Raw genomic sequence first — 13023 nt, forward strand, 5'->3', positions numbered from 1 at the left:
AGGAATATAGGTATGCCAGAACTTCCAGAAGTAGAGACAGTTAGAAAAACATTAGAAGCACTTGTCCTCGGAAAAAAAATCGAAAAAGTGACCATATACTGGCCAAAAATGGTGAAGCATCCCGTTGAGGTTGAACAATTCCTTGATGCTTTAATAGGACAGAGCATCTTAGAGATTAGCAGAAGAGGGAAGTTTCTCATTTTTTATACAAATGATTTCGCGCTTATCTCTCATTTAAGGATGGAAGGAAAATATGGGGTTTTTCCAGGTGATACACCAGTTGAAAACCATACGCACGCAATTTTTCAGTTTACGGATGGAACAGAATTGCGTTACAAAGATGTTCGTAAATTTGGCACGTACCATCTCTATAAAAAAGGTTCAGAGTGGAATGAACCTCCGTTAATTGGTTTAGGTCCAGAGCCTTTTTCAGAGGAATTTACCTTGGAAGCATTAAAGCAAAAATTAAGTAAGACGAGCAGGAAAATAAAACCTGCTCTTCTAGATCAAAAAGTATTAGTTGGGTTGGGAAATATTTATGTCGATGAAGCACTTTTTCGGGCAGGTATTCACCCAGAACGAATTGCTTCCACCTTAAGTGATGAAGAACTTAAGCTCCTGCATAAGGAAATTATTCAAACGTTAAAAGAGGCAGTGGAAAAGGGTGGAAGCACAATTCGTTCCTATATCAATTCACAGGGACAAATCGGTTTATTCCAATTAGAACTAAATGTGTATGGCCGAAACGGTGAGGCTTGTAAAAAATGTGGATCAGAAATTGAAAAAATGGTGGTTGGTGGCCGAGGAACACATATTTGCCCCGTTTGCCAAAAATAAGTTTGTAGCAGGGAAAAAACATTAGGAAACTATTGGATTTAAAGGAAACTTGTCTTTTTTAGCTGTTTTTGTTTAACCATGGAAAAGCGTATCCCATATACTAAGGTAGCGATTGACAGGAGGGGCTTTTCCATGGTTGAGTTTGTCTCTTTATTTTTGCTTGCTTTCGCTGTCAGTCTTGACAGTTTTAGTGTAGGATTTACGTATGGTTTAAGAAATGTAAAAATACCGACAAAGTCAATTATCACGATTGCCATCTGTTCAGCAGGTGTCCTGATGATTGCCATGACTATAGGAGAATTCCTAGAGGAAGTTCTTCCAGGGGATATATCTGGAAAACTAGGTGGCTTTATCTTGATTGTGCTGGGCGCATGGATTTTATATCAATTTTTTCGCCCGGAGCAGCATGATCTTCCGAAAGAGGACGAAGAAACATTGATTAATTTTGAAATCCAGTCCCTAGGAATCGTGGTAAATATTTTAAAAAAGCCGATGTCTGCTGACTTTGACCGGTCAGGTACGATTACGGGAATTGAAGCTCTAATGCTGGGGATGGCGCTATCTCTTGATGCATTTGGTGCAGGTATTGGTGCTGCAATGCTAGGTTTTTCACCGCTTTCGCTCGCACTCGCAGCTGCGGTCATGAGTTCAACCTTCGTATTTGCAGGAATGAAAATGGGGATTTATTTGTCAGGGTATAGCTGGGTACAAAAACTTAGCTTTTTACCTGGCTTACTATTAATTATTGTTGGAATCTTTAAATTATGAGCTAGAGAGGATTTTCGTTTATGTCATTAACCATTGGACTAACCGGAGGCATTGCAAGCGGGAAAAGTACAGTTTCAAAAATGTTTCAAGCAATCGGAATACAAGTGATTGATGCCGACATCGAGGCAAGGCTTGCAGTTGAAAAAGGAGAACGAGCTTATAATGACATTGTGAATTATTTTGGCGAAGAAATCTTACAACAAGATGGAAGTATTAACAGAGAAAAGTTAGGTAGCATTGTTTTTCATGATGAATTAAAAAGAAAAGCATTAAATTCTTTTGTCCATCCAGCCGTTCGCGAAAGAATGCTTGCGAAGGTGGAGGAGGCGAAGGATAACGGGAGCCAGGCAATTGTTTTGGATATTCCGTTGTTAATTGAAGGAAAGTTGCAGTATATGGCGGATAAAATTTTACTTGTTTATGTAGATGAAGAAACCCAACTCAAACGATTAATGGATCGAAATCAATTTTCAAAGGAAGACGCACTTGCAAGAATAAATTCGCAAATGCCGTTGAAGGAAAAAATTGAATTCGCAGATGCAGTAATTGATAACAATGCCACGATAGAAAATACAGAACAACAATTAAAAGAAATATTAACGCAATGGGGCTTAAAGGAGATCTGAGAAGATTTCCTTTTTTTTGTGTCCATTAATGATTCAATTGGTAAACAATACAAGTAAAAAGGAGGCCTTTTAAATGAATACATTAGGAAATTTCATTATATTTTAAAATGTATGCGTTTCATTATCACAAATGAATTTTATTATGTTATACTAATAGCATCTAAGAGGAATAAAAAGTATAACACTAATGTGAGAGGAGCCGTAGAATGAAGGCTAAAGTTGCGATTAATGGATTTGGAAGAATTGGAAGAATGGTGTTCCGTAGAGCCATTCTTGATCATAATCTTGAAATTGTGGCGGTGAATGCTAGTTATCCAGCTGAAACGTTGGCACATTTGTTAAAGTATGATTCGAATCATGGAAAATTTGAGGCGGATGTCAAAGCAGAAAAAGACGCATTGATTGTAAATGGAAAAAGAGTCCAACTGTTAAACAATCGTAATCCAGAATTATTACCATGGAAAGAATTAGAGATTGATATTGTTATAGAAGCCACTGGGAAGTTTAATTCTCGGGACAAGGCAAGTTTGCATTTAGACGCAGGGGCAAAAAAAGTGATTTTGACAGCACCTGGGAAGCAAGAAGATATCACGATTGTCATGGGAGTAAATGAAGGGGAATTAAACCTAGAAAAACATGACGTCATATCCAATGCATCTTGTACAACGAATTGTCTAGCGCCTGTAGCAAAAGTTCTCGATGAACAATTCGGCATTGAATATGGTCTAATGACAACTGTTCATGCATATACAAATGACCAAAAAAATATTGATAACCCTCATAAAGACTTACGTCGAGCTCGTTCATGTGCGGATTCGATCATTCCAACATCTACAGGTGCTGCTAAAGCATTGGCACTTGTTTTACCTCAACTAAAGGGGAAATTGCATGGAATGGCTTTAAGGGTACCAACCCCAAATGTCTCGTTAGTCGATCTCGTAGTAGACTTAAAACGTGAGGTTACGATTGATGAAGTAAATGAAGCGTTTGTTACAGCATCTCGTGGATCGTTAAAAGGTATTCTTGATTACACGGAAGAACCACTTGTCTCAGTAGATTTTAATACAAATGATCACTCTGCGATTATCGACGGTCTTTCAACAATGGTCATTGGTGCGAATAAGGTAAAAGTTCTTGCTTGGTATGACAATGAGTGGGGCTATTCTTGTCGAGTTGTGGACTTGGTTAATTATGTTGCTAAGGAAATGCACCAGACTTCCAAAATGAAGGTTAGTTAAAGAGTTTGAGCCTACCTATTTAGGTAGGCATTTTTTTTACCTTCTTTTATTTAAGGATTGCTTTTGTAGATAAAAATAAAGTGTTTAAACGAGTTTTTTCTCCGGAAGAGAGCATAGTAAAGGGTAAAGTGAAATTAGAAAATCCTAATTTTGCTTTATAAAGCATGCATAAAAATACCCGAAAAGCTCGTTTGGGATTTTCCACTTTTTCCCTAGGGAAATCCGAATGAAAGTTTCAGTGCTATTATTGCAAAACCCCATTAAACACAGTATACTAATCACCGTGAACTTCTTCATTACGGTAAATATTAACTACTTAAAGGGTTAGGACCTCTTTGGACTAACTTTCCCCCGTTGTAGTTAATATGCCAATAAAAATGGGAAATTCATTTTAGAAAATTTTGTAAGAGGGGGAAACTGAATATGGAAACAATGGGTCGTCACGTCATTTCCGAATTATGGGGTTGCGATTTAGAGAAACTAAATGATATTGATTTTATTGAAAGAACATTTGTTGATGCAGCATTAAAATCAGGTGCAGAAATTCGCGAGGTAGCCTTTCATAAGTTTGCGCCTCAAGGTGTGAGTGGAGTCGTGATTATCTCAGAATCTCATCTTACCATTCATAGCTTTCCTGAGCATGGTTACGCAAGCATTGATGTCTATACATGTGGCGATTTAAATCCTAATGTTGCAGCTGAATATATCGCTGAAGCGTTGAATGCCGAAACACGTGAGAATATTGAACTTCCTCGTGGGATGGGTCCAGTTCAAATTAAAAAGAATCCAGAAGCAAAAGTTCTTTAATTTTGATGATTTTCAGAGGTGTAGCGATACACCTCTTTTTTAAATGGCAAATTTAATCGAATTTTTAAAAATGTTTACTCACAGTTTTGATTCCTCTGGTTATAAGCTTTTCTAGTCGCTGCTCTTATTGAATCCTGTCCTGTCCTGAATTGCTCGGATCTATATTGTGTCCGTTATTCCTAATCTTGAAATGGAGAAATAAGTTGTGCAACGAAAATCTTTTTATTAAGATAGAATTAGAGCATAATGAAATTAAAGGTTACATATTTACAAATACCGGAGTGAGATAGAGATGAAATGTCCAGCCTGCCAAAATAATAATACCCGTGTCCTTGATTCACGACCTGTCGACGAAGGAAGGTCCATTCGCCGAAGACGGGAATGTGAAGCTTGCTCCTACCGCTTTACAACTTTTGAGAAAGTAGAAGAAATTCCTTTAATTGTTGTAAAAAAAGAAGGAACTCGAGAAGAATTCAATCGGGATAAGCTTCTACGCGGATTGCTAAAAGCTTGTGAAAAACGTCCAGTTGCTTTGAAACAATTGGAAGATATTGTGTCGGAAGTAGAAAAAGAACTGCGAAACAATGGAGTAGCTGAAGTAAAAAGTAATGACATTGGTGAAATGGTGATGGACAGGCTGGCAAAGGTAGACGAGGTAGCCTACGTACGATTTGCCTCTGTTTATCGTCAATTTAAAGATATCAATGTTTTTATCGATGAATTAAAGGAACTTATTAAGAAGGAACAAAAATAAACCGAGCTGAAGGTCAATCCTTGGCTCTTTTTTTTAGAGGAAAGGTTGGAGTGGGCGTATTAGAACAGCTTTTTGAAACGTTGTATTCATTCGTCGAAGTGCTCCTGCTCATACGTCGCTGAACAGTCGCCTTCGCTTTTCTATTCACCAGGGGGGTTTTTACATGACACAGCATTGGCAGGAAATTTTGCCTGTTGATCAATATTCGGTTGCATCGAGTGGATTATTGCATGAATACGACCGGAAAGTACTGACATTCTTATATCAACCTTTGATTGGTCCGGTTTGTTTGAGTTTATATATGACTCTTTGGGCAGAGCTTGAAGAAAATCGGCTATGGTCTGAGTCAACGTCTCATCATAGTTTAATGAGTCTGCTTGATTTAAATCTGAAAGAGATTTATCAAGCTCGTCTAAAGCTTGAGGGGATGGGGCTGCTCAAGACATATATGAAAAACGATGACGATAATCGCTTCTTTATTTATGAATTACAACCGCCCCTTACCCCTGAACAATTCTTTCTTGACGGAATGCTCAATATTTTTCTATATAGAAAAGTGGGAAAGAACCAGTTTTTTCGTCTAAAGCGCTTCTTTGCTGACAAATCAGTTCGCAAACAAGAGCAATACTCAGAAGTGACGAGGGCCTTCCAAGATGTGTTTGTCTCTGCTTCTCCAGATGCACTCCGTTATCATCGGGATTCCGAGGAAGAACTCGCTCCGCCGGAGGGGCAAGAGTTTATCGGGAGACAGAGTGCAGAAGCGATTCAGATTGACACCACAACATTCGATTTTGAACTTTTGACCGCAGGACTGACAGAATCGCTCGTTCCGAAAAAAGCTTTAACAGCTAGAGTGAAAGAAGCGATTAGCAATCTCGCGTTTTTATATGGAATTGATCCGCTTCAAATGAAGAACCTTTTGTTAAGTGCCTTAACAGCTGAAAATGAAATTGATATTGACGAGCTGCGAAAAGCAGCTAGGGATTGGTTTCAGTTTGAGCATCAAGATCAATTGCCACAGCTTTTAGACCGAACCCAGCCGTTCCAATTACAATCGGCTAAAACAGAGCCGGTCACACAAGAAGATAAACTCATGCAGTATTTTGATAAGGCTTCACCAAGAGAACTGTTGGTACAGCTTTCGCAAGGTGCTACTCCTTCGAAATCGGACTTGCAGATTATCGAAGATATTATGTTTAATCAGAAGCTTCAGCCTGGAGTAGTGAATGTTTTAATTGAGTATGTTATGCTCAGAACGGATATGAAATTAAATAAGAGCTACGTTGAAAAAATTGCGGGCCACTGGTCGAGAAAACAAATTAAAACGGTTAAGGAAGCAATGGATTTAGCCAAAAAAGAACACCGACAATATATGGAGTGGGCTGAAGAGAAAAAGTCTAAGCCGAAGCAACAGAAGAAGATTATTCGAAAAGAAGTTCTGCCAGATTGGTTCGAATCTTCTCAAGAGAATAAAGACCAACAAAAACAAGTGGATTTTGATTTTGAAAAAGAAAAACGACTACTTGAAGAAGAACTAAAAGAGTTTAAATCAGGGAGGTGAGAGGCATGCAAAACATCAATGATTCACTAAGAAAACTTGCAAATAATCAGAACTTCCAACAAAGGTATGAAGCACTGCGAAATGAAGTCTTGAGCGATCCATTAGTCAAAGATTTTTTAGCTCAGCACCAAGGAGAAATCACCAAAGAAATGGTGGATAAAAGCTTAATGAAACTCCACGAATTTATCAACCAAAGTAAAGGCTGCAGCGATTGCAGTAGTCTTGCGAATTGCAAAAACATGATTCAAGGCTATGAACCACGCTTGGTGTTTAACGGGAAGTTTATCGATGTAAAATATGACAAATGTCAGAAGAAGATTTTCCATGAAGAAAAACAAAAAAATGAGAAATTGATTTCAAGTCTTTATGTGCCGAAGGAAATCTTGAAAGCCTCACTTGGTGATATTGATTTAGACGACCCTGGGCGGTTAATGGCGATAAAGATGGCAAAGGATTTTATTAAAAATTATACCCCAGGTGAAAAGCAGAAAGGATTGTATCTTCACGGACCGTTTGGTACGGGGAAATCCTACTTACTTGGAGCAATCGCAAACGAATTAGCGAAAATGCGCATTAGTTCAATGATTGTTTACGTTCCAGAGTTATTTCGCGAGATGAAGAATTCAATAGGGGATCATACCATTAATGAAAAACTTGAAGTGATTAAAAAAGCCCCTGTTCTCATGTTAGATGATATTGGTGCGGAAACGATGAGTAGCTGGGCGCGCGATGAGATTCTTGGACCTATTCTTCAATTTAGAATGATGGAAAACTTGCCTACTTTCTTTACATCAAACTTTGATATTGGTGGACTTGGCCATCATTTAACCTACAGTCAACGTGGGGAAGAAGAGCAATTGAAAGCTGCAAGAATCCTTGAGCGAATAAGGTATTTAGCTGCACCAGTAAAGGTGGAAGGGATAAACCGCCGAATATAAAACAAACTTGTTGGTTACACCTATGAGGAATTCTCTGGAGAATTCTTCATAGGTGTTTTTTATTAACATGCAATTTAAGGTTCGTTTGGTGCTTCTAAATTGAACAAGTCCCCCATATATTAAATCAGGAGATTTTATCAAAGGGGGGATATGGTTGATCGAAATCATCTTCCAAAAGCAACAAGATGCCAATGGAATGTACAGGCATATTGCTGGGCAATTGCAGGCTGCTCAATACGAAAATGAAATGATACAATTGGAGGAAGACAAGAAGAAAATAAAAATATCGACAGGAAATCTGCCAATATCGGCTTTTCATATGATTAAGGAAAGCATATATGAGTTCATCGTAATAAAAAAGCGGGAGGATTGGTTTAGAAATATTTTAACTGAACGTTTTTTTTACAAAGATCCTAGCGAACAAGAGCAGATACTTGAGATAATTTATGCGGTAATGGACGGTCATCGGGAGGAGTTAGCTTCCTTTGTAAATGGACATGATGAAAAAACCTATGTTTTTGAAGCGGTTGATGAGTTTTTTAAAGAAAATATTAGTTTCTCTTTTGATTCGTTTGTTGTATTTCGCTTAAAAACGTATCTTGATAAGCTTCGTCATTATGTGGAAATCGCGATTGATGAATATAAGCTGGAACAAGAATACCAAATGTTTGTGCAAACTTTACGCGATTTTTTAGCAGACAGAACACCGAAAAAAGAAATCATCCATTTAATCTTAGACGAAGAAACGATTTTTCACGATCAAGACTTCAGAGAAATCAAACGCAGTGAATTAATTAAAGAAATTGATCGTAAGTTACTTGGCAATCATCCAATCTATGTTGATTCAGTCACCATTGCTCCATTATTATCGATTGCGCCCATGGATATTTATCTGTATACAAACCAGCCGGAGCAACCACTGGTGCGAACAATTCGAAATATTTTTGAAGAACGTGTGAAGTTAAACCCGTTAGAAGCTTTTTGTAAAAATAAGCAGTTGCCTAATGAAAAAGTCCAGTAGTCCCCTTGATTTTAGAAAGATTACAAACTATAATAACCTACATAATAGGAATCAAGTAAAAGTATCGATGAGGACATGGGCTTATCTTTTAGGGTTTCCAGAGAGGGAAGGCACGGCTGAAAACTTCCTAACTACTAGAGAATAGCTTACCACCTCTGAACTTCAGCTGCGAACACGATTGTCAGTAGTAGCTGACGGTAATAGCCGTTATCTTAAACCAAGCCGTTTTTACGTTTGCGTAAAATCGGGAAGTTGGGTGGAACCACGAATTCAAACTCGTCCCTATTTTTTTATAGGGGCGAGTTTTTTGTTTTGCCGACAAGTGGGGATACTTGGTGAAAGATGGATGCTTTTGCTTTTGTTAAAATTAGGAGGGTAAACGTTATGGCAGACATGATTAAATTAACATTCCCAGATGGAGCAGTGAAGGAGTTTTCTGCCGGTACGACGACTGAAGACGTTGCGGCTTCGATTAGTCCGGGACTTAGAAAAAAAGCGATTGCTGGTAAGGTTAATGGTGAAATGTATGATTTACGCCGTCCAATTGAATCAGACGGCTCGATTGAAATCGTCACACCAGACCGCGAGGAAGCAATAGAAGTTCTTCGTCATAGCACGGCTCACCTTATGGCTCAGGCAATCAAGCGTTTATATAAAAATGTAAAGCTTGGAGTTGGTCCAGTAATTGAAGGTGGATTTTATTATGATATCGATCTTGAGGAATCGTTAACTCCAGAAGATTTACCACTGATTGAAAAAGAAATGAAAAAAATCATTAATGAAAATTTAGATGTTGTACGTAAAGAGGTTAGCCGTGATGAAGCGGTTCAGCTTTACAAAGAAATCGGCGACGAATATAAGCTTGAGTTAATCGAAGCGATTCCAGCTGACGAAACAGTAACGATTTATGAGCAAGGTGAGTTTTTCGACCTTTGCCGTGGAATCCATGTACCATCTACTGGAAAGCTAAAGGAATTCAAATTGCTTAGCATTGCCGGTGCATACTGGCGCGGCGATAGCGACAATAAGATGCTTCAGCGTATCTATGGAACAGCGTTCTTCAAGAAAGAAGATTTGGCAGAACATTTACGTCTGCTAGAAGAAGCTAAAGAGCGCGACCATCGCAAACTAGGAAAAGAGCTTGGCTTATTTACCAACTCTCAAAAAGTCGGTCAAGGTCTACCGCTTTGGTTACCAAAGGGTGCTACGATCCGTCGCATCATTGAACGCTATATTGTCGATAAAGAAGTTAGCCTAGGATATGACCATGTATATACTCCAATCATGGCAAATGTTGAGTTATATAAGACTTCTGGTCACTGGGAGCATTACCAAGAAGATATGTTCCCGCCAATGGAAATGGATAATGAACAATTGGTGCTTCGCCCAATGAACTGTCCTCATCATATGATGGTTTATAAAAATAGCATGCACAGCTATCGTGAACTGCCGATTCGAATTGCCGAACTTGGAACAATGCACCGCTATGAAATGTCAGGAGCGCTATCAGGACTACAGCGTGTTCGTGGGATGACTTTAAATGACGCGCACGTATTTGTTCGTCCAGACCAAATCAAGGAAGAATTCAAGCGTGTGGTTGATTTGATTCTTGCTGTTTATAAAGACTTCGATTTAAATGAGTACTCGTTCCGATTATCCTACCGTGATCCTGAAGATACTGAAAAGTACTTTGATGATGATGAAATGTGGGAAAAAGCACAAGGAATGTTGAAAGAAGCAATGGATGAGCTTGGTCTTGATTATTACGAGGCTGATGGGGAGGCAGCGTTCTACGGACCAAAACTTGATGTTCAAGTCAAAACAGCTCTTGGCAAAGAGGAAACTCTTTCAACTGTCCAACTAGACTTCTTGCTACCAGAACGGTTTGATTTAACTTATATCGGAGAAGATGGCAAGCACCACCGTCCAGTGGTTATTCACCGTGGCGTTGTTTCAACAATGGAACGATTTGTTGCTTTCTTAACAGAAGAATACAAAGGAGCGTTCCCAACATGGCTTGCGCCGGTTCAAGTTCAAGTTATTCCGGTTTCTCCTGATGTACACTTTGATTATGCAAAACAAGTACAAGAAAAGTTAAAATCAGAAGGTTTCCGTGTTGAATTGGATGGCCGTGAAGAAAAGATTGGCTATAAAATTCGTGAAGCGCAAATGCAAAAAATCCCGTATATGCTTGTAGTCGGCGATAAAGAAATTGAGGAAAACGCTGTAAACGTCCGTAAATACGGAGAACAAAAATCAGAAACAGTAGGCTTTGAAACATTCTTAGAAGCCCTTAAACAAGAAGCGAGAAAATAGAGATTGAAAAGAATTCAAAAAAAGTGATTGCGTCTTGCTAGATTATTTGTTACAATACTTTTCGTTGCAGTAATTAATCTAGTGATTCGTTGACACAGTATCAACATTGTGATATAGTTACAAAGGTAGAATTGAATACGGTTTGTGGAAGAAGAGGCACCCGCTTCTCACCTGATTGACGCATTAAAGGCAGTTGACAGGTTTTACGTTAAGAACTGTTCGTTAAGTATGCTTTCGTAAAGTGTGGGTGTTTCGCCCGCACTTTTTTATTTGCGGAAAATGAGTTAGTCGATTAACGTTAAGAACTGTTAAGAGCGCCTTGAGCGATTCTTTGCCCAAACTTTGTATTCTGAAAAAACCTGGAGGTGGCTGACTATTAGCAAAGATATGCTGTTGAACGAGGGTATTCGTGCACGCGAACTTCGTCTCATTGACCAAAATGGCGATCAGCTAGGAATCAAAACAAAAAATGAAGCGCTGGAAATCGCTTCTCGTGTAAATCTTGATGTTGTCCTTGTGGCACCGAATGCGAAACCACCTGTAGCCCGTATTATGGACTATGGTAAATTTAAATTCGAGCAACAAAAGAAGGATAAAGAAGCACGTAAAAACCAGAAAGTAATCAACATCAAAGAAGTTCGTCTTAGCCCAACAATTGATGAGCATGACTTTAACACTAAGTTACGTAATGCAATCAAGTTCTTGGAAAAAGGCGATAAAGTGAAAGCATCGATTCGATTTAAAGGTCGCGCAATTACACATAAAGAAATTGGTCAGCGTGTTTTAGATCGTTTCTCTCAAGCATGTAAGGATGTTGCTACAGTTGAGTCCCATCCGAAAATGGATGGACGCAGCATGTTTCTGGTTTTAGCCCCTAAAAACGAAAAGTAACAAGGAGGAAGTCCCTAATGCCAAAAATGAAAACTCATCGTGGCGCTGCAAAGCGTTTCAAGAAAACTGGATCAGGCAAGCTGAAGCGTTCTCACGCTTACACTAGCCATATGTTCGCTAACAAATCACAAAAGCAAAAGCGTAAGCTTCGTAAAGGTGCAATCGTTTCTAAAGGTGATTTCAAGCGTATCCGTCATTTATTAGACAACATTAAGTAATCTCGAGTCATCTCGATTTATATAGGAGGGAAATTACATGCCACGTGTTAAAGGCGGTACAGTAACGCGCAAGCGTCGTAAAAAAGTTCTTAAGTTAGCAAAAGGTTATTTCGGTTCAAAACATACATTATATAAAGTTGCAAATCAGCAAGTAATGAAATCATTACAATATGCTTATCGTGACCGTCGCCAGAAGAAGCGCGACTTCCGTAAGCTTTGGATTACTCGTATCAACGCAGCTGCACGTATGAACGGTCTTTCTTACAGCCGTTTAATGCACGGCTTAAAGCTAGCTGGTGTTGAAGTAAACCGTAAGATGCTAGCTGAGCTTGCAATTTCAGACGAAAAAGCTTTCGCTGAATTAGCAAACGTTGCTAAAGCTCAATACAACAAGTAATTTTAAAAAGCCATCCACTAGGATGGCTTTTTCTACTATTAGCTGGTTGTTGGCGCTGATGGTGAAAGAGAGTTTCATGGTTATTGATGGTCAAACTGTTTTGGGAAAACAGGAGAAAGGTGACCAATAGTGGTTATTGGTGGGTAAACAGAGAAAGGAAACCAATCCTGGTGGTTGATGCCCAACTGGTATGAATAGCAGAAGAAAATGGTGAGAGGAAGAAGGAGGGAGGCACCTATGGGGGGAGAAATATCCATTGTTTATTTCGTGATTATCAATTTTATTGGTTTTTTTATAATGGGCTTAGATAAGCGGAAAGCGCAAAAAAATCAGTACCGAATCAGTGAGCGGACGTTATGGTTATTGGCAATTGTCGGAGGAGCTACAGGAACGACGATCGGCATGAACCAATTTCGTCATAAAACGAAACATCTTCAATTTAAAATAGGATTTCCATTATTGATGGTCGTCGAATTATTCTTGTTTGCTTATTTTATAATCTAAAAAAACCGTCTAGGAATCTCCGAGGGCACTGAAAAACTTACGTTTTTTATTCTGCAAATTCAAATGAATACAAAAAGGCAATTTTCCACCTGTTTTTCAAGCGGAAAATTGCCTTTTTCCTTTTCTTTTTTTATTCCTTTTCATTAA

Annotated in this window: 14 protein-coding genes and 2 other annotated features; all 14 genes read left to right on the forward strand. The window is 38.7% G+C overall.

All coding sequences use genetic code 11. The features are described 5' to 3' along the window. The first annotated feature begins 12 nt into the window (after positions 1 to 12). Complete coding sequence (mutM, locus tag M3182_RS23400; protein ID WP_251431577.1) at positions 13 to 837, forward strand: DNA-formamidopyrimidine glycosylase; 825 nt, start codon at positions 13 to 15, stop codon at positions 835 to 837. Positions 838 to 969: 132 nt separating this feature from the next. Further along, positions 970 to 1605, forward strand: a complete 636-nt coding sequence (ytaF, locus tag M3182_RS23405; protein WP_251560310.1) for a sporulation membrane protein YtaF — start codon at positions 970 to 972, stop codon at positions 1603 to 1605. A 20-nt stretch (positions 1606 to 1625) separates the two neighbouring features. Further along, complete coding sequence (coaE, locus tag M3182_RS23410) at positions 1626 to 2231, forward strand: dephospho-CoA kinase (RefSeq protein ID WP_251431571.1); 606 nt, start codon at positions 1626 to 1628, stop codon at positions 2229 to 2231. Positions 2232 to 2437: 206 nt separating this feature from the next. Then, complete coding sequence (locus M3182_RS23415) at positions 2438 to 3469, forward strand: glyceraldehyde-3-phosphate dehydrogenase (RefSeq protein WP_251431567.1); 1032 nt, start codon at positions 2438 to 2440, stop codon at positions 3467 to 3469. 423 nt (positions 3470 to 3892) lie between these two features. Further along, positions 3893 to 4276, forward strand: coding sequence for an adenosylmethionine decarboxylase (gene speD / locus M3182_RS23420; protein ID WP_251431564.1), 384 nt, complete (start codon positions 3893 to 3895; stop codon positions 4274 to 4276). 292 nt (positions 4277 to 4568) lie between these two features. Next, entirely contained in the window at positions 4569 to 5030 is a 462-nt protein-coding gene (gene nrdR, locus M3182_RS23425; RefSeq protein ID WP_251431561.1) for a transcriptional regulator NrdR, read from the forward strand. A 163-nt stretch (positions 5031 to 5193) separates the two neighbouring features. Further along, positions 5194 to 6591 carry a replication initiation and membrane attachment family protein gene (locus tag M3182_RS23430; RefSeq protein ID WP_251431558.1) on the forward strand — a complete coding sequence of 466 codons (1398 nt, stop codon included), beginning with the start codon at positions 5194 to 5196 and terminating at the stop codon, positions 6589 to 6591. Positions 6592 to 6596: 5 nt separating this feature from the next. Further along, entirely contained in the window at positions 6597 to 7529 is a 933-nt protein-coding gene (gene dnaI / locus M3182_RS23435) for a primosomal protein DnaI (protein WP_251431555.1), read from the forward strand. 154 nt (positions 7530 to 7683) lie between these two features. Beyond that, a complete protein-coding gene (locus M3182_RS23440; protein WP_251560312.1) occupies positions 7684 to 8550 on the forward strand; it encodes a putative sporulation protein YtxC in 867 nt (288 codons plus the stop codon). 55 nt (positions 8551 to 8605) lie between these two features. Further along, positions 8606 to 8837, forward strand: a binding site (T-box leader). A 97-nt stretch (positions 8838 to 8934) separates the two neighbouring features. After that, positions 8935 to 10866, forward strand: a complete 1932-nt coding sequence (gene thrS, locus M3182_RS23445) for a threonine--tRNA ligase (RefSeq protein WP_251560314.1) — start codon at positions 8935 to 8937, stop codon at positions 10864 to 10866. A 142-nt stretch (positions 10867 to 11008) separates the two neighbouring features. Continuing rightward, positions 11009 to 11140: a sequence feature (ribosomal protein L20 leader region), on the forward strand. A gap of 113 nt (positions 11141 to 11253) precedes the next feature. Then, the gene (infC, locus tag M3182_RS23450; RefSeq protein ID WP_251431546.1) at positions 11254 to 11757 is read left to right on the forward strand and encodes a translation initiation factor IF-3; all 504 of its coding nucleotides are present in this window, start codon (positions 11254 to 11256) and stop codon (positions 11755 to 11757) included. Between the two features lie 17 nt (positions 11758 to 11774). Beyond that, positions 11775 to 11975 carry a 50S ribosomal protein L35 gene (gene rpmI / locus M3182_RS23455; RefSeq protein ID WP_251431543.1) on the forward strand — a complete coding sequence of 67 codons (201 nt, stop codon included), beginning with the start codon at positions 11775 to 11777 and terminating at the stop codon, positions 11973 to 11975. A 37-nt stretch (positions 11976 to 12012) separates the two neighbouring features. After that, positions 12013 to 12372: a 50S ribosomal protein L20 gene (rplT, locus tag M3182_RS23460; RefSeq protein WP_251431540.1), complete on the forward strand. Its 360-nt coding sequence runs from the start codon at positions 12013 to 12015 to the stop codon at positions 12370 to 12372. 237 nt (positions 12373 to 12609) lie between these two features. Further along, positions 12610 to 12876, forward strand: coding sequence for a DUF1294 domain-containing protein (locus M3182_RS23465; RefSeq protein ID WP_251431537.1), 267 nt, complete (start codon positions 12610 to 12612; stop codon positions 12874 to 12876). The last annotated feature ends 147 nt before the right edge of the window (positions 12877 to 13023 follow it).

This window comes from Mesobacillus maritimus (assembly GCF_023715205.1).
Lineage (GTDB): Bacteria > Bacillota > Bacilli > Bacillales > Cytobacillaceae > Mesobacillus_B > Mesobacillus_B maritimus_C.